18 protein-coding genes, 1 pseudogene and 1 other annotated feature are annotated in these 17,855 nt (G+C 38.7%); of the genes and pseudogenes, 4 read left to right on the forward strand and 15 right to left on the reverse strand.

Annotated features, from left to right (window positions below):
• Window positions 1–271: 271 nt before the first annotated feature.
• Both BN988_RS05410 and BN988_RS05415 read left to right on the forward strand, forming a co-directional pair.
• Window positions 272–613, forward strand: coding sequence for a P-II family nitrogen regulator (locus BN988_RS05410; protein ID WP_036573887.1), 342 nt, complete (start codon window positions 272–274; stop codon window positions 611–613).
• Window positions 614–641: 28 nt separating this feature from the next.
• Entirely contained in the window at window positions 642–2,012 is a 1,371-nt protein-coding gene (locus BN988_RS05415) for an ammonium transporter (RefSeq protein ID WP_036573888.1), read from the forward strand.
• Between the two features lie 320 nt (window positions 2,013–2,332).
• On the opposite strand, the gene BN988_RS05420 is transcribed toward BN988_RS05415, so the two are convergent.
• The 9 genes from BN988_RS05420 to BN988_RS05460 all read right to left on the reverse strand — a co-directional run bounded on the left by BN988_RS05420 (window position 2,333) and on the right by BN988_RS05460 (window position 8,696).
• Window positions 2,333–2,926: a GNAT family N-acetyltransferase gene (locus BN988_RS05420; protein ID WP_036573890.1), complete on the reverse strand. Its 594-nt coding sequence runs from the start codon at window positions 2,924–2,926 to the stop codon at window positions 2,333–2,335.
• 157 nt (window positions 2,927–3,083) lie between these two features.
• Entirely contained in the window at window positions 3,084–4,289 is a 1,206-nt protein-coding gene (locus BN988_RS05425) for a putative glycoside hydrolase (protein WP_036573893.1), read from the reverse strand.
• Window positions 4,290–4,619: 330 nt separating this feature from the next.
• Complete coding sequence (locus tag BN988_RS05430) at window positions 4,620–5,405, reverse strand: sulfite exporter TauE/SafE family protein (RefSeq protein ID WP_036573895.1); 786 nt, start codon at window positions 5,403–5,405, stop codon at window positions 4,620–4,622.
• A gap of 48 nt (window positions 5,406–5,453) precedes the next feature.
• The gene (locus BN988_RS05435; RefSeq protein WP_036573898.1) at window positions 5,454–5,681 is read right to left on the reverse strand and encodes a sulfurtransferase TusA family protein; all 228 of its coding nucleotides are present in this window, start codon (window positions 5,679–5,681) and stop codon (window positions 5,454–5,456) included.
• A gap of 18 nt (window positions 5,682–5,699) precedes the next feature.
• Complete coding sequence (locus BN988_RS05440; protein WP_036573900.1) at window positions 5,700–6,830, reverse strand: MBL fold metallo-hydrolase; 1,131 nt, start codon at window positions 6,828–6,830, stop codon at window positions 5,700–5,702.
• 11 nt (window positions 6,831–6,841) lie between these two features.
• Window positions 6,842–7,414: a sulfurtransferase TusA family protein gene (locus BN988_RS05445; protein WP_036573902.1), complete on the reverse strand. Its 573-nt coding sequence runs from the start codon at window positions 7,412–7,414 to the stop codon at window positions 6,842–6,844.
• Window positions 7,415–7,428: 14 nt separating this feature from the next.
• Window positions 7,429–7,728 carry a rhodanese-like domain-containing protein gene (locus BN988_RS05450; protein WP_036573903.1) on the reverse strand — a complete coding sequence of 100 codons (300 nt, stop codon included), beginning with the start codon at window positions 7,726–7,728 and terminating at the stop codon, window positions 7,429–7,431.
• 98 nt (window positions 7,729–7,826) lie between these two features.
• Complete coding sequence (locus BN988_RS05455) at window positions 7,827–8,306, reverse strand: DsrE/DsrF/DrsH-like family protein (RefSeq protein ID WP_036573905.1); 480 nt, start codon at window positions 8,304–8,306, stop codon at window positions 7,827–7,829.
• A gap of 129 nt (window positions 8,307–8,435) precedes the next feature.
• Window positions 8,436–8,696 (reverse strand): metal-sensitive transcriptional regulator, encoded by a 261-nt coding sequence (locus BN988_RS05460; protein ID WP_036573907.1) that lies wholly within the window; start codon window positions 8,694–8,696, stop codon window positions 8,436–8,438.
• 429 nt (window positions 8,697–9,125) lie between these two features.
• Here BN988_RS05460 and BN988_RS05465 point away from each other — a divergent pair, with 429 nt between their 5' ends.
• On the forward strand, window positions 9,126–11,174 hold the full coding sequence (locus tag BN988_RS05465) for a catalase (RefSeq protein ID WP_036573910.1): 2,049 nt from the start codon (window positions 9,126–9,128) through the stop codon (window positions 11,172–11,174).
• A gap of 223 nt (window positions 11,175–11,397) precedes the next feature.
• Here BN988_RS05465 and BN988_RS05470 read toward each other — a convergent pair whose 3' ends face one another.
• Window positions 11,398–12,207, reverse strand: a complete 810-nt coding sequence (locus tag BN988_RS05470; RefSeq protein WP_036573914.1) for a cupin domain-containing protein — start codon at window positions 12,205–12,207, stop codon at window positions 11,398–11,400.
• A 258-nt stretch (window positions 12,208–12,465) separates the two neighbouring features.
• Window positions 12,466–12,640, forward strand: a binding site (T-box leader).
• Between the two features lie 53 nt (window positions 12,641–12,693).
• Between BN988_RS05470 and trpS the strand changes: the two genes are divergently transcribed.
• Entirely contained in the window at window positions 12,694–13,689 is a 996-nt protein-coding gene (gene trpS / locus BN988_RS05475) for a tryptophan--tRNA ligase (RefSeq protein ID WP_036573916.1), read from the forward strand.
• Window positions 13,690–13,736: 47 nt separating this feature from the next.
• Here the strand turns inward: trpS and BN988_RS05480 are convergent, their stop codons facing one another.
• From BN988_RS05480 to fabF, 5 genes and pseudogenes are all read right to left on the reverse strand, one after another.
• Entirely contained in the window at window positions 13,737–14,498 is a 762-nt protein-coding gene (locus BN988_RS05480; protein ID WP_036573917.1) for a YjbA family protein, read from the reverse strand.
• Window positions 14,499–14,578: 80 nt separating this feature from the next.
• Complete coding sequence (locus BN988_RS05485) at window positions 14,579–14,785, reverse strand: hypothetical protein (RefSeq protein ID WP_036573918.1); 207 nt, start codon at window positions 14,783–14,785, stop codon at window positions 14,579–14,581.
• A 427-nt stretch (window positions 14,786–15,212) separates the two neighbouring features.
• A pseudogene (gene tnpA, locus BN988_RS05490) lies at window positions 15,213–15,664 on the reverse strand (IS200/IS605 family transposase).
• A gap of 262 nt (window positions 15,665–15,926) precedes the next feature.
• Window positions 15,927–16,397 (reverse strand): IS200/IS605 family transposase, encoded by a 471-nt coding sequence (gene tnpA / locus BN988_RS05495; RefSeq protein WP_036573920.1) that lies wholly within the window; start codon window positions 16,395–16,397, stop codon window positions 15,927–15,929.
• Between the two features lie 177 nt (window positions 16,398–16,574).
• On the reverse strand, window positions 16,575–17,813 hold the full coding sequence (gene fabF / locus BN988_RS05500) for a beta-ketoacyl-ACP synthase II (RefSeq protein WP_036573923.1): 1,239 nt from the start codon (window positions 17,811–17,813) through the stop codon (window positions 16,575–16,577).
• Window positions 17,814–17,855 lie beyond the last annotated feature (42 nt).

Below are 17,855 nucleotides of genomic sequence, written 5' to 3' on the forward strand. Positions count from 1 at the left end.
AGAGGGTATACGAGAAATTAGGGTTTTTTTATAAAATGTTCATGAAATGTTTTTAATTCGTTACTTGTAAGGTACCCCAAAACATTTTCAAATAAACCACTTACATGAAAAAATTCTCAATTCGCTTATAAACTGTGTAAACGATTACTTTTAAATATTCAAAAAATTTATGGAAAAGTACTTGCAATTTGTCTTGTTTCCTTTTATGATAATTAACATAACTTAGTGTGTTAGGTTTCCTAACACCAATAAAAGAAAGGGTGTGTTAAGGATGAAGAAGATCGAAACAATTATCCGCCCTGAAAAGTTCCAACCTTTGCGTAATGCATTATCTTCTATTGGGATTGGCGGATTGACCGTTACAGAAGCTGCTGGAACCGGAAAACAAAAAGGGCAAACTGGTGTGTTTAGAGGAACTACTTTCCAAATACAATTACTACCGAAAATCAAGGTAGAAATGATTGTAGAGGACAATCAGCTTGACGAAATTGTATCCATTATTCTCGAGACCTGCAGTACTGGTAATATCGGCGACGGGAAAATCTTTGTTTCATCGGTCGAAGAGGTAATTCGAATTCGCACTGGAGAACGTGGCAACGAAGCTGTTATTTAGTTTCATATCTTAAAAAGGAGGACAAATCATGTTAAAGAAAAGTTTGTTATTATCACTATTCTTATTCTTGGTTGCATCACCGGTCTACGCCGCACCAACTACCGAATCCTTGCAAATTTCAGTTGACCTGGTGTGGGTTATGTTTGCAGCATTTTTAGTGTTTTTCATGCATGCTGGATTTGCAATGGTCGAGTCAGGGTTTACTCGCGCAAAAAATTCACTTAATATTCTGATGAAAAACTTTTTAACTATAAGTCTCGCATCCATATTATTCTTTGTGGTCGGATATGGGCTTATGTTTGGAACAACTGCCGGTTCTATAATTGGTATTGATGGCTTTCTATTAAGCGGTGTGGATGATATTGGATTCTTCGTATTTCAGGCTATGTTTGTTGCTACATGTGCAACAATAATTTCCGGGGCTGTTGCCGAACGTATGAAGCTTGGAAGTTACATTTTATTTGTCATAGCAATGACAAGCGTTATCTACCCGGTTGTTGGACATTGGATCTGGCAAGGTGATGGTTGGTTAACAAACCTAGGCTTCAGTGATTTTGCTGGATCCACAGTAGTGCATTTAACAGGGGCCGTCGGTGCATTAACTGTCGTATTATTCCTTGGACCACGTATTGGAAAATATACAGGTAAGAAAGTGAATGTTATACCAGGTCACAACATTCCATTAGGCGCACTGGGTGTGTTTATACTTTGGCTTGGGTGGTTTGGCTTTAATGGTGGGAGCACACTTGCCGCAGATCCAACGCTCGTTCCAATGGTAATCGGCACAACACTTCTTTCCACTTCTGCAGCTTTAGTGTCCACTGCCGCTTATACAAAATTTCGTTTTAAACGTGTTGATGCTTCCCTTTCATTAAATGGTGTACTCGCTGGCTTAGTTGGTATCACTGCAGGTACGGCAGAGATTTCCCTTGCTGGCTCTATTCTAGTCGGATTAATTTCCGGAGTGGTACTTGTAGAAGGGATACGTTTTCTAGATACGAAGCTACGAATTGACGATCCGGTTGGCGCAATTACCGTTCATGGGATCTGTGGGGTTTGGGGGACGCTTGCGGTTGGACTCTTTTCCACCTCTACAGGGCTATTTTATGGCAATGGTTTTTCCCAGTTAGGAATACAGTTAATTGGAGTGCTCGCGGTAATTGCCTGGACTATGTTAACTGTAGGAGCATTCACTTTCATCATTACCCGCTTCTCTTCTATTCGTGTATCGGAAGAAGAAGAAATTGCAGGACTTGATTTTGCAGAACACGGTTCTAACGCATATGAATTAAAAGAAACATTACTGACAGACGAGGCTTTGCCATTAAAGAATGGACTTGGCTTAGCTGATCGGCTTAACAATCTATCAGTGGGGCGTACGGAAAAAAAATCATCATAAAAAGAGATTAGATGAATTGTAGCTTACACGTAAAGTGGGCACTTAAAGTGAAACTTCATTTGGTGGGGGGTTCCCTACCTCCCCCACCAATTGTTAGTTGAACGAATCGGACCTTTACTGGCAGTTGATCCCCCACTTAGAACGCTTAATTGCTTCCCACAATCTTGAAGTGGGGGTTTTACTGCCAGTTGAGGCGGGATAAAAAAAGTATTGAAAAAAGGAATACAAAGGCCGAACAATCATTCGAATCTTTATGGAGAATCGAATGCTGTTCGGCCTTTGCTCATTTTATTCTATTTGGACCTAAATAAATTTAGGCTTTACGCTTTTTCAGTTGTACCTAGGCCTTTTAAAATATCGTCCCGGGCATTGTCTTCATCGTAGCTCAGCACTTCATCCACCGGCTGATATGCACGGCCGTAGATTTCTTCATCTTTATACGTATGAATATCTTCATACATTTTTTTCATCTGCTCAAAAATAACTTCTTCTGTTTCATTGTTTGGAGACCAGAATAATATTTCCATTGGGGTTTCCTCATTTGTCGCTAATGAACGACGGTTGTAGCCTATTGATTGCGCATGAGTAAAGCCTTCCCTATGATAGAAATGCAGACGCTTTTCTGTATCTGTATCCTCATAATCTACAGGTTCAACTTCTAAGATAATCGGCTTGTTTTTCTTCTTTAGCTTATCAATTAACTTATGGCCAATTCCTTGACCACGCGTTGCTGCAGATACCCATAGATAATCGATGAAGAGAAACGAATCAAACTCTGCATACATTAAAACATGCTTGGGGCTTTCGTCTTTGTAGTAGACATCCCCCTTTTCTTTTAAAAGCATCTCCATATGCTTTTTTGATTTCATCTCTTCTACCGGAAAATACTTATTTAACTTTTCATACCAATTCATTGATCTACTCCTTATTTTTAGTAGTCCTCTCTAGTATAACGAATAATCTTGCTTTTGTTAAATCGTTACCAAAAAATGTACGTCTACATATATTTTGTCCGTTCGTTTTTAAGCCATACGAAAAGCAGCTCTCTGTCAGGGAGAGAGCTGCTTAACCTTATTCTTTATATCCTATTTTATAATCAACGTTTTCTGTATAACTGTTACCAGAATTCCAAAGCAAGAATTCATTAATGCCACTTTCATGTAATGCCTTTATTTGTGCCTCAACCTCTGCTTTGCCATATTGCTTCGTTGGACCGCTGTATAGCCATGGCGCTTCAAAATCTTGGATCCATGGTCGTGATACTGGTGGCTCTTCCAATGCACCTAGTACTTCATTCTCTACTTTGGCATACTCCTTCACAAGCTTATACGGTTCTTTATCTGGAACTTCAATACCAAAATAAGAAGTCCAATGGCTAGGATAAATCATAGAGGAGATGACATCCACGTTGTCAGAAATTTTGGAGAAGTTTTGCCCAATGCCTGGTGCTTCTTCAATCGTTGCAGCATAACCGAAAATATCAACAGCCACATCCACATCATAATTGGACATTTCTTCCTTTGCATAAGCAACAAAGTCTGTCACTGCTTGTACACGTTTCTTGATATTATTCATATCAGATTCCGCATAATCCCCCATGGAGTATTCTAATTCATCATCTCTACTTTCAAAGCCTTCCGGAAAACGAACATAGTCAAATTGGATTTCTTGGAAGCCCATCTCTGCAGCCATTTTCGCGATGCCTACATTATACTCCCATACTTCTTTTTGAAAAGGACTTACAAATGCTTCCCCTTTTCCGTTAACCCAGACCTTGCCGTTTTCCTTAAAGGAAAGTTCAGGTCTTTCTTTTGCTAGAACCGAATCTTTAAACACTACAACTCTCGCGATAGGGTATATCCCTTTCTCTTCTAAGGTTTTCATCATTGCTTCAGGATCATCAATGAAATTCTTCGCGATGTCTTCATATGGAGAACCTTCTTCTGGCTTGAACGTAAGATTCCCATTATCTTCTTTTACATCAATAACCATTGCATTAAGGTCTGTGCTTTCAATCATGTCCACTAAAGATTCAAATCGACTTCCGCCTGCTGAATTTCCTGTAACATAAAGACCGCGAACCGCATCAGGGTATTCAAATTCGTAACCTGAATCATATGTAAATCGCTTCATGTTATCAATTGCTAAGGGCTTAATGCTCGTTTGCCGTTCCTTATGAGAGCTTACCGTCTCTTCTGCAGCTACAGTGTCTATGGAGAGCACACTTGGCAGTAGAAGCGTCATCATCGTTGTCATTGTTAGTAGTTTTTTCCCCATCCTATCAATCTCCCATTTTTATATTTAAATCTAGTATAAAGGATTACCTGTTAAAATTGGAAGGATTATACTAGAATTTGTCGAAAAGTCGGTTGGTAACTATTACCCTGAATGGGAAATACAATAACCTGATTAGGAATTTTTCTTATCATAAACAAATTTTAAAATGGCTATATATTTTATATCGTGATTTAAAGTATCTTCGTACTATCTATTTTGAACTTCTTGGTGTAATGTTCCCCAAATTGGCTCTTAAGATAAAGCCAACCCATTTTCTATTCCTCTCTCACCTTTTAAAAAAAACCAACCTCATGAGAGATTGGTTTTATGTTAACTAACAATGTCTAGCCAAATTTTAATCGCGGTACCAAAAATTAAGATTGCCAAAATCCATTGTAAAATTTTCGTATTCACTTTTTTCCCGAAATGCGCCCCTAAAGGTGAGGCGATTAAACTTGCAATAATCATGATCAAGGCAGGTATAAACATTACTTGTCCAGTCATTAGTTTACCGGTTGTCGCGCCTATCGAAGAAATGAACGTTATAGCCAAAGATGTTGCAATGGTCATTCTTGTAGGGATCTTTAATACCAGAAGCATAATTGGCACTAAAATAAATGCTCCTGCAGCCCCTACAATTCCTGCTCCAATACCGACTAAAAAGGCTAGAAATGACGCCACCCATTTGTTAAAGGTGACCTGTTCCAGCGGGATATCGTCAATTCCCTTTTTCGGCATAAACATCATAATTGCAGCAATAGTCGCTAGCAATCCATAAACAAGATTTACTCCGCCATTCGTCATGAATTGCGATCCGTATCCACCAATAAAACTTCCAAGTAAAATACTTATTCCCATATAAATAATTAGTGTTTTGTTTAAATATCCTCCTTTACGGTATGCCCAAACACCACCTATTGTTGCAAATAAGACTTGAACTGCACTAATCCCAGCAACTTCATGTGCAGTGAACGCCGTCAAACCAACCAGGGATGGGAGATATAATAGCATTGGATATTTAATAATTGATCCACCGATTCCTACCATTCCTGAAACAAAGGAACCGATAAAGCCAATCAGAAAGATAGTTACGATAAAAATCAAACTATATTCCATAATGCAGTCCCTCCTAATAGGAGGGGACCCATACTAATGAGTCTCCTTCTATGCTTTTTTAATCCAAAATTTTAATACATTATCTTCCTCAGTGTCTTTTAATAGTTCATGGCCACCAGATTTTGCCCATGCGGTAAGGTCACTTTTGGCCCCTTTATCAGTTGCATGAACCTCTAGTACTTCCCCTGAGTTAAGTTCTTCCATTGTTTTTTTCGTTTTTACAATCGGCATTGGACATGCTAATCCTTTTGCATCTAATACTTTATTTACTTCCATTCTTTTCTCCTCCTTATATTAACCTTCAACCGCACAACGGTTCGGTCCTATTTCCATTTCTTTTTGTTCTTCTTGTTCTGGAGTGATTTGCCCCAGGTTTGTTTGACGAATATCCTGATAAGCATTCGGTTGTGGTGGTAGGTTTTCAGTTACCATTTTTCGGAATACTTCTTCATCCTCAACCTGTAAACCTGAATTTTTACTATATAGATCTCCTAATCGAGCTGACACTTTCCCACCTTCTCCTAATTCTTCTGCAAATGAATAGTGGGCTGGTAGCACAACTAAATCATCGGAAAGTTCCTTGTAGCGGTTATAAAGTGTGTTACGAAGATCACCTACCCAGTCTTCTGCCAAACCAGCTAAGTCTGGACGACCAATTGATTTCACAAATAGAATATCACCTGTTAATAAATACGTATCATCAATAATAAATGATGTACTACCAATCGTATGACCTGGTGAGTATACTGGATGGACTTTTACTGCTGTATTTCCTACAATAATGTCATTTCCTTCTTCTAATGGTGTATAATCAAACGTCACCTCAGTAGCATCTTTGGGTGGCAGGTGATACTTTCCATCTACTTTATTTGCAAGGCTAAGGCCACCAGAAATATGGTCGGCGTGTAAGTGTGTATCAATCAAATGTTTAATTTGAATACCCTGTTTTTCTGCGAAATTTTCATATACATCTGTCATTCGTGCTGTATCTATGATAGCTGCTTCTCCGTTTGATTCAATGAAATAAGATAGACAGCCTTTTCCTAGACGTACAAATTGATACAACGAACCACCATCGGTTAAATCACCAATTTTCACTGGCTCCAGATGCTCACTCCATGCTTTCATACCACCTTCTAGGCTGTAAGCATTTGTAAAACCAGCTTCTTCTAATAAATCCGCCACCATTTCAGACGATCCACCTTTTGCACAGACAACAATTATTTCCTTATCTTTCTCTAACTTACTCGAAACTGGCTCGACATCATCTAATAGATTGAAGTAAGGCTCGTTAATGATCTCTACCTTACCACCTTCAATTTTCCAATTATCAAATTCATCTGTATTGCGTACATCTAAAATTAACGTTTTCTCATGATTAATTACTTTTTTCGCTAGAGTTTTAGTTGAAATTGTTTTAGCCATACATTTCCCTCCTAGTTATTTTTGTTTGTTGGACCTTCCCAGTTAGACATACCAGGTACAATGTTTTTCACATTTTTATAGCCGTTTGCTTTCAACTTTTGTGCAGCTAAATCACTTCGACTTCCTGTTCGGCAAATAATGTGTAGTTCTTCATTTTGGTCAATCTCTGAAAGTCTTTCTTCTAGTTCCCCGAGGGGTATATTTTTAGCACCAGGTATATGACCAAAGGCAAACTCTGCTGGTTCGCGGACATCAACAATAGCAAGGGACTCTCCAGCATCTATTTTATTACGAAGTACGCGCAAATCCATGATAGCTTCGTGCTTAGTATCTTCTTTTGTTTCTTCCTCACTTGCTTTCCTTAAATAGTGCTTCAATACTTCTCCGTCTTCTACTGTTCCCAAATACTGGTGCCCTGTACTATCTGCCCATGCTTTTATATCAGCTGTAGATCCTTTGTCAGTTGCTTGTACTTCTATTACTTGACCTGGTTCCAAATTAGTTATTGCTTTTTTCGTTCTAACAATCGGCATCGGACATGCCAAACCTTTTGCATTTAAAATTTCATTTGCAGTTATATTCATATAATCTCCTCCTCTTATTTCTCTACTCCGTCTTCCCAATCAAGCATGCCACCTACCATATTGGTAACGTCATAACCTTGATCACTTAAGAATGCACATGCCTTCCCACTTCTTCCACCAGATCGACAAACAATAAAATGTTGTTTATCTTTATCTATTTCATTTACTCGCTCAGGTATTTGTCCTAAAGCTATATGAAGAGCGCCAGGAATTTTACCTTGAGCAACCTCATCTACTTCTCTCACATCGATTATGCTCAATGTTTCTTCTTCCTTTAACTTCTTTGCTAGTTCTTTTGCAGTGATTTCTTTCATTACTATTTATCCCTCCATTTTTCTCAGTTCTATACTTTCTTACAACTACTCTTTTATACCCTCGCATACACCCCAGGGTATTATTGTTTACAAAAAAATTATATAAATAAATTTACATTGCCCTGTTCAGCATCACCAATATATGCTGCGACTCCAGCATAATCAATACCATCCAACAATTCTTCCTGTTGCAAACCAAGTAAATCCATTGTCATTGTACAAGCAATCATTTTCACATTTTGTTCCTGTGCCATTTCCACTAATTGAGGTAATGTCATAGCATTGTGTTTCTTCATTACGTGCTTAATCATTTTAGGGCCCATTCCTAAGTAGTTCATTTTAGAAAGCCCCATTTTATCAGCACCTCTCGGCATCATTTTACCGAACATCTTCTCCAAAAATCCTTTCTTTAATGGAATTTGGTTTTCTTTACGAAGTGCGTTCAGTCCCCAGAAAGTATGAAAAATAGTAACCTCATGATCATACGCAGCAGCGCCATTAGCAATTATATAAGCTGCCATTGCTTTATCATAATCACCACTAAATAATACGATTGTTGTTTTCTTTTTATCTGACATATCCTTCTCTCCTTTTTTATATACATATACACGTAGGGGTATATGTATTGTTTAAAAAAAATAGAGTTATATAACCATAACCCTATTTTTAGGTTAAAGACTTAGAAATAATTTGTCAATCCTAACAAGTTATCGGCTTCTTACTAGTAAATTGACAGCCTCTTTGATCAGATCTTCTGAACTTTCTCCTTTATCCTTTTCCTCACGGATACATTGCTCAAGATTTGTGCTAACAATTAATGCAGCTGTACGGTCTAAAGCACTTCTTACTGCTGTCATTTGCGTCACAACATCACGACAGTCCTTTTCTTCTTCAATCATTTTTAATAGTCCTCTAACCTGTCCTTCAATACGCTTCATTCTGTTTTTAACTTTTGTATCATATTCCATTTGTTTTCACTCCTTCCTCTTTTGATTTCTATTAGACATCGAACCTAACATAACTCCCTTTAACCAAAAGATAATTGTAGGTCATTATAATAGGGCATGTTTGATAAAAGAGATCCTTTATATGGAAATTAATAAAAGGATCTTAAGGTTTCTTTTGTGATATCCTGTCCTCATATTATACCCGCATAGGTATTTTGTCAATCATTTTTATTTTAAGTGATAACTTACACTGATAAGTGATTACTGCAATTAAGATTTTGATTTAAATAACTCACATATCCATTTCAATGCCTAATAGTTTATTTTGTAATAACGGTATTAGACATCTATAAGATATTTTTGTTATTACTATACATTCATCTTAACTCTTAACCTCAACTGGAATAATCAAGGAAATGGTTCATATCTTTACTCTGTAGGAGGGATTTTATGACCAATGAGCGAAATCTAGACAAGAATAAGAAAAAGGACCAACTTGATGATTACAAGGTAACGGATCAAGGGAAAGCACTGACTACAAATCAAGGGTTAAAGATGTCTGAAGATGAATTTTCTTTAAAAGCAGGAGACCGCGGGCCAACCTTAATGGAAGATTTTCACTTTAGGGAAAAACTCACCCACTTTGACCATGAGCGCATTCCAGAAAGAGTTGTTCATGCACGGGGCTTTGCCGCGCATGGGGATTTTGAATTATATGAAAACATGAGCAAATATACAAGAGCAAAGTTTTTACAAAACACTTCGATTAAGACGCCTGTGTTTGTACGTTTTTCTACGGTAAATGGGTCACGAGGGTCTGCTGATACGGTTCGGGATGCAAGAGGGTTTGCCACCAAATTTTTCACCGAAGAAGGTAATTATGATCTGGTCGCCAATAATATTCCGGTGTTTTTCATTCAAGATGCCATTAAATTCCCTGATCTCGTCCACGCCTTCAAACCCGAGCCTGATAATGACATACCCCAAGCTTCCACTGCACACGATACTTTTTGGGATTTTGTTGCTAACAACCAGGAAAGTGCTCATATGATTATGTGGATTATGTCCGACCGTGCTATCCCAAGAAGTTTCCGTATGATGGAAGGATTCGGTGTACACACTTTCCGCCTTGTCAATGCGCAAGGGAAAGCCTACTTTGTTAAGTTTCATTGGAAGCCAAAGCTTGGAGTGCACTCGTTGCTCTGGGACGAGTCTCATAAATTGACTGGAATTGATCCAGATTTCCATCGTAATGATTTATGGAATGCTATTAATAACGGTAAATATCCTGAATTTGAATTAGGTGTGCAAATTATTAATGAAGAAGATGAACTTAATATGGAATTTGATATCTTGGATGCTACGAAGATTTGGCCAGAAGAAATTATTCCAGTAAAAATCATTGGAAAAATGACATTAAATAAAAATGTCGATAACTTCTTTGCAGAAACAGAACAGGTTGCCTTCCATCCAGGAAATGTAGTTCCTGGAATTGACTTTACGAACGATCCGCTCCTCCAGGGGAGATTATTTTCATATACTGATACGCAGCTCATCCGACTCGGCGGTCCGAACTTTCATGAAATTCCGATTAACAGACCCGTTGTACCTTTTCATAATAACCAACGGGAAGGATACCGTAGGCAAACTATTAATGTGGGAAAAGTTAGCTATCATAGAAATTCGCTTGCAGGAAATACACCTGGCCCAGTTAGCCCTTCAGAAGGAGGATATGAACATTATCAAGAAAAAGTGGAAGGTCGAAAAATCCGAGCAAGAAGTAGTAGTTTTACTGACCATTTCTCACAGGCCACATTATTTTGGAATAGCATGACACCAGTAGAGAAAATGCATATTACCGATGCTTTTAGCTTTGAACTTGGGAAAGTGAAAAGTGAATCGGTGAAACAGCAGTCCGTCAATATGTTCGCAAATGTAAATCTAGAGCTTGCAGTCACAATCGCAAAAAGAATTGGAGTGAATCCTCCAACTTCGGAAGGATCTGACGTAACTGCTACCTCTCCGGCGTTAAGTCAGCAAAATACAATATTTAAGCCAGACACCAGAAAAGTTGCAGTCATACTGGCGAAGGGGTTTAATGGTCCTGAAGTAAAATATGTATTAAAACAATTAAAGGATGCAGACTTGACTGTGGAAATAATCAGCGAAAATCAAGGTAATGTGTTGGGAACAAACGACGTTATTTTAAAAGCTGATCACACTTTTCAAACAGCAAAGTCCGTCATGTATGATTCAGTATATATTGTAAATGGTAGTCAGACGAGCAAGAGATTTAATAAAGATGCTGTATACTTTATTGATGAAGCATTCTCACATTATAAACCAATCGGCGCTTCCCACGAAGGAATACAGTATTTAACAGTCAACCATTTTGACGGCAAACCTGGTGTTGTTGTAGCAGATGAAATTAGCAATTTCCCAGAAGCGTTTATATACGCTATTGGTCATCATCGTTTTTGGAACAGAAAGATTGTTTAGCTGTAATATCAAATCCCTATCTATCCAGTTTTAAAAAGGTATGGTTCTAAATGCTAACTGCGTGGGTGGGCTCGATTGGCAAGAACCAATGTAGGAAATAGTGAAAAAGAACAAGTATCACAAGTTAAACAGCAGAACCCCTCAACAAATTTGAGGGGTTCAACTAACATGATATTAACTTCAGAAATTAAAATTGCCCGGTTTTCATTGCATAATCTACGGTTTACATATTTTTACTTTGCTGAAGAAGCTTTGATTCTCCTGTACGCTCCCATTCTTCTACCATTTCATATGCTCTTTCAGGAGAGTATCCTTTTCCAACAAGAACACCCATAAGAATAAATTCTTGAAGAATATGTGTAGCATTTATCCCTCTCTTAACGTCCTCTAATCCCTCTCTCACTAAAAACTCTGTGTGCTGTACCCATTCATCTGGTGTTCTACCAAAATAATTTGGACTGGCCGAATTATTTCCTTCTTCCGCGGCTGTAGCGTCAGCTTTCGTTTGATGAACCGTTCCAAATGGATGTTCTGGAGGCGCATAAATGGTATATAACTTTAGCGGCTTATTTCCAGTATTCGTTAAATTATGCCACTTACCAGCAGGAACCATGATAGCACTATTCTCAGAAACTCTTTTTTCAAAGTTCAAATTAGTTTTTGTGTCTCCTATTTGAACAAATCCATGTCCTTCTTCAATCCGTAGAAATTGATCGACATCTGGATGTACTTCCAAACCAATGTCTTCCCCAACACCAATACTCATTAATGTAACTTGCAAATGATTTCCGGTCCAAATTGCTGTGCGGAAGGTGCGGTTCCTTTCTGCAGCTTCCTCTATATTTATTACAAATGGCTGTTTCCCTTGATCTGTAAATCCCATATTTTCCGCCCTATCTTCTAATTGCATTGGCTGATAAAAACTCTCCATATTCGTTGCTTGTGGGTGACCCCAATATACAGGTTGTTGGCGATTATATGGCATTGGAACATTTACATTGTAATTCGGGTACATGTAAGGTGAATAATACATATTTCTCACTCCTTAATTATTATCCCATGTATCATATGCATAATGCCTAAAAGAGGAACTTTCCCTATAAAATTAAGAAAGACAATTAATTTAAAATGTCTATAAACCTTCTTTATAAATGCGATTTCCGTTTATGCTCTACTAAAAGATCGGAAAAATATCTTAAAAAATATTCTTTACATAGAATTGATGAAGAGCTTTTATGAAGTTCCCTTCTTGCATTCCAACACCAAACTATATATAATTAAAAAAACAATATCAATAGCTATGACAAAGGCGTAGTACAATCACCCTCTGACTTTTAGAGAGCTTGTGGCTGGTGGAAACAAGCATCAAGGTGAATTGGAATTGGACTTTCGAGCTAACTAACAGTTAAAGTGATTCTGCATATGCAGAATAATAAGGGTGGCACCGCGGTTCATTCGTCCCTATTTCAGAGGGATTAATGGGCTTTTTTTAATGACTTTTTTCAAAGGAGATAGAACCATGAAAACTATTTTTTCCGGCATTCAGCCAAGTGGTACGTTAACATTAGGTAACTATCTAGGAGCGATTCAGCAGTTTGTTCAACTTCAAGAGGATCATCACTGTTATTTCTGTATTGTGGATGAGCATGCTATAACCGTACCTCAGGAACGATTAACATTGCGGAATAATATTCGCTCTCTAGCAGCATTATATTTAGCTTCTGGGATTGATCACAATAAAGCTACACTGTTTGTCCAATCCGAGGTCCCTGCCCATACACAGCTCGGATGGATGCTACAATCTATCAGTTACATGGGTGAACTAGAGCGTATGACCCAATTTAAGGATAAGTCTACTGGAAAAGAAGCTGTCTCATCTGGACTACTCACCTATCCTTCCTTAATGGCAGCAGATATACTGCTGTACAACACCGATATCGTCCCTGTTGGCGATGACCAAAAACAACATTTAGAGCTGACTAGAAATCTGGCTCAACGCTTTAACAATCGTTTTAATGATATCTTTACTGTCCCAGAAGTTCGCATTCCTAAAGTTGGAGCAAGGATTATGTCACTACAAGAGCCGACGAAGAAAATGAGTAAATCCGACTCGAACGAAAAAGGTTTCATCTCTATGCTGGATACACCCAAGAAAATAGAGAAGAAAATCAAAAGTGCAGTAACGGATTCGGAAGGTATTGTGAAGTTTGATAAAGAAAACAAGCCAGGTGTGTCGAACTTGCTAACGATACATGCTATCTGCTCAGGTAAAAGCATTGCCGAATTGGAAGAAGCATATGCTGGAAAGGGATATGGAGATTTCAAACAGGGTGTCGCGGATGCAGTGATCGCTCTGTTGCAGCCTATTCAGGAACGGTACGAGGAATTGCTTCAATCCGAGGAGTTGGATACCATTTTAGATGAAGGTGCCGAAAAAGCATCTTTACATGCTAATAAGATGGTTGCCAAAGCTAAAAAAGCAATGGGATTAGGCCGTGTGAAGAAAAAGAAATAACAAAAACACAAAAGCCAATTGATAATAGGTTATCAATTGGCTTTTTACTATTTCTGCTTTGAAATATTCTCTGTTTGGCCGTTCTCCACTTCCCAAATTTTCTCAAGGAAAGGTTGGCCTTTAATCAACTTCCCACAAAGATCTTCATGGGCGTTACTCCACCCTTTTTTTACTCCTGTATACAATGCGCCCCACACTTCATCTTCATCCATAAAGCGAATGTATGGGTATTTCTTGGGATCCCATTCCGTTAGCCAATAACGCAATTCTTCTAAGTTGTTTGTGGTACGAAGCTGATCAAGTCCCATCATCAACAAATGCTTTAACTGCCGCTCTTTTCTCGTCAATCCAAAGACAAGGTCTGGGGACATCGAAAGCATATGGTATTCCTTTTGGTATGCTTTTGAATCAAACTTATAGGATTGGGGTTTCGTGTTTTTGATCATATCGTAGACAAGCTGTTCCTGTCGTGGAATCAGTCTACTTTTACGAATCGGTATCTCATAGCCAATGGTATCAAAAACCAGGATGTCTGCTCCATCCGAAACAATACAGGCATAGTCCAATACATTACGCTCCTGCCCTTTACGCACATATGCTCTTTTGTAGATGGAATCCAGCAAAGGACGCGGCAAGTCGTGCATATCATTCTCAATATAATGAAACAGTTCTTTTGTTATGTAAAGTAATGGAACCTGATCAAGCAGCTCAATTCCGTCATTTTTTCGCCATTCATGAAAATAACACACATTATAGCCATTCTCTTCGCCTTCAAACCAATTTACCCAAACATCGTGCATATACAACATAAACAACCCTCACTTCTAAAACTGAACTTAGAATACATTATGACCATCATAAAGAAATTTATTCTAAGCCATTGCAAGATTTAAGGGGTGTTTGGGTAACGGTATACGACAAAAGCCATTAAGACTATTCCTAACGGTAGAAAGTAACACTCCATTCTGCCCGAAATAAAGATAAAGTACTCTATCCATGTGATGCCAGCAGGTAAAAAGTTTAAGTACGCGATAATCGTGACCCCACCACTTACCGCTAAACCAAATCCTATTAAAAAAACAAAAATATAGCCCATCTTATCCCCCACCAATACTTGTCCAAGCTTTTATATATGTATATGCTTGTCCATGGGAAACCATGATTTCTTATTATGTTAATTTGATTGCAGGCGCTGGGTCAAGAAAGATCGCTCTCTTGCGATGTTCACTCTTTCTTGGCTGATGTTAGTTCCCCCTAGGCCGATGTTCACTTCTTCTTGGCCGATGTTAGTCCCCTCCAGGCCGATGCGCACTTCTTCTCAGCCGATAGATCACTCTCCGACTATGCACTTCTTCTACTTTCTTCTCGACAAAAATCCCCACCTCCGTACTTTACACCTATCCTAAGAAAAGTAACTATCCGCCCGTAAAACGGGCGGTTTTAGTTTCGCCCTATAAGGGCACTTTACCAACGATGCCCCTAAAGGGGCTTCGAAATTGACCGTCAACCGTTTATATTCCTATCTATTTTTTAAATGGATCGACGTATTCACGTTTACTCATGTTGTCTCGTAGTCTATCCTCAGATTCCTGTTCACGAATGTACTTTGCCACCGTTTTTTGATTGAGCCCTACTGTACTGACATAGTAACCTTTTGCCCAAAATGTGCGGTTCCCATGATTGTACTTTGGTTTGCATGTCTGTCGTGAATCATTAAAGAGCTTTTACCTTTTAAGTAACCCATAAAGTAAGATACTGACATCTTTGGTGGTATCTTCACCAGCATATGGATGTGGTCGGGCATGGCATGAGCCTCGATAATTTCTACATCTTTCATCTCACATAAACGTCTTAAGATCGCCCCGATGTCTCTTCTTAACTTGCCATAAATTAATTTCCTTCTATACTTGGGTATAAAGACTATGTGATACTTACAATTCCATCGGGTGTGTGATAAACTATTGTCACTCGACATGAGTAGTTCTCCTTTCTGTATATAGAGTCGGTTTGACGGCCAACTCTATTATATCGAAAGGAGATTTTTTCTGTTACAACTCTACAAGTTGAATTCTCACACAGGCAGAGCCTGTGGTTTTAAAACCAGTAATCAAAACCACCAGTGTGAACTGGTGGTTTGCTCTGCGGCTGAAAGCCTATGTTACCGGCCTCGGCCTAAAAGGCCCACTGAATGGTTTCCCTTTTGCACCACACTCACTCACTGATTCTAAAAGAATCTCTTATTTCTTCTTATTTTTCTCTCCAGTGAAGGGGTCAAATTCTTCAAATAATGTTAACTGATCACTCATGTAATCCTCTTTAAGCTGATTTCTAATATATTCTTGAATTTGATTCTTATTTCTGCCCACTGTATCTACAAAGTAGCCTCGACACCAAAATTTACGATTACCATATCTGTACTTTAAATTAGCGTGCCGATCGAATATCATTAAGCTACTTTTGCCCTTTAGGTAGCCCATGAATTGAGATACACTTAGTTTTGGTGGAATACTTACTAACATATGAATGTGATCTTTACATGCATTTGCCTCGTGTATCTCAACCCCTTTCCTTTCACAAAGCTCTCTTACTATTTCTCCGATGCTTTTTTTATATTTCCCGTAGATAATTTGTCTTCTATATTTTGGCGCAAAAACGATGTGGAACTTACATCTCCACTGTGTATGTGCTAAACTATTCTTGTCCTGCATTGGACATGCCTCCTTCTTTGATGAGATTTGGTGGTCGGGAAACCAACCTTATCTTATCATGAAGAGAGGCTTTTTTTTGCCCCCACGCTAGAAGCTCTATGGAACCCCCGGCATAGCCAGGGGTTTTCAAAGACCATAACAAAAAAACTGACTGATAAGTTCAGTCAGTTTTTCGGATTATTGATATTTTTTAAATACAAGTGCTACGTTGTGACCACCGAATCCTAAAGAGTTACTCATTACTACATCCACATTTTGTTTCCTTGCTTCGTTCGGTACGTAATCAAGGTCACAGTCTGGATCAGGATTCTCATAATTAATTGTTGCAGGTACGATGCTGTCCGTTATGGATTTGATTGAAATTAATGCTTCAATCCCACCAGCTGCACCTAGTAGGTGGCCAGTCATCGATTTTGTTGAAGAAACCGCAACATGTTTAGAATGATCTCCTAACACTGTTTTTATTGCTTCCGTTTCAAATTTATCATTTAATGCTGTACTTGTCCCATGTGCATTAATATAATCTACCTGGTTAGGAGATAGTCCAGCATCGTCAAGAGCCATTTGCATCGCTCTTGCAGCCCCTTCGCCGTGTTCAGCAGGTGCTGTAATATGGTAAGCATCTCCTGTTGCACCATATCCAACAATTTCTCCATAGATGTGCGCACCACGTTCCAAAGCTGTTTCAAGTGATTCCAGAATCATAATTCCAGAACCTTCACCCATTACAAAGCCATCACGTTCTTTGTCAAATGGACGGCTAGCTTTTTTAGGATCTTCGTTTAAGGACAATGCTTTTGCAGAAGAGAACCCTGCAAATGACATATTGGTGATCGGCGCTTCTGTCCCTCCAGCAATAATGTAATCAACATCCCCACGCTGAACCGCCTTAAATGCGTCACCAATTGAATTGGCTCCTGAAGCACAAGCTGTAACACTACATGAGTTAATTCCTTTCGCTCCAAGTTGAATGGATACTTGTCCTGCAGCCATATCTGGGATCATCATCGGCACGAAAAATGGGCTTACACGTTTTGGCCCTTTTTCAATAAACTTCGAGTGCTGATCTTCCCATGTCGACATTCCACCGATACCAGAACCAATCCAAACCCCTACACGGTGTGCATTGTCTTCATTAATCTCCAATTTGGCATCTTCTACAGCCATCTTGGATGCAGCAACTGCATACTGGGTGAACGGATCCATCTTTCGAGCATCCTTCTTATCCATGTATGCAGTTGGGTCAAAATCTTTTACCTCTGCTGCAACCTTTGCTTGAAAATTATCTATATTTACTTTTGTAGCAAGACCAATGCCAGATTTGCCTGCAACAATGTTTTCCCACATTGTATCAACAGTGTTTCCTAATGGCGAAACTGCACCAAGTCCAGTAATAACTACTCTTTTTTGTCCCATTGGATAAACCTCCTATACATAACGGTGTTAGTTTTTAACACC

The sequence above is a fragment of the Oceanobacillus picturae genome (genome assembly GCF_000612865.1).
Classification (GTDB): domain Bacteria; phylum Bacillota; class Bacilli; order Bacillales; family Amphibacillaceae; genus Oceanobacillus_B; species Oceanobacillus_B jordanicus.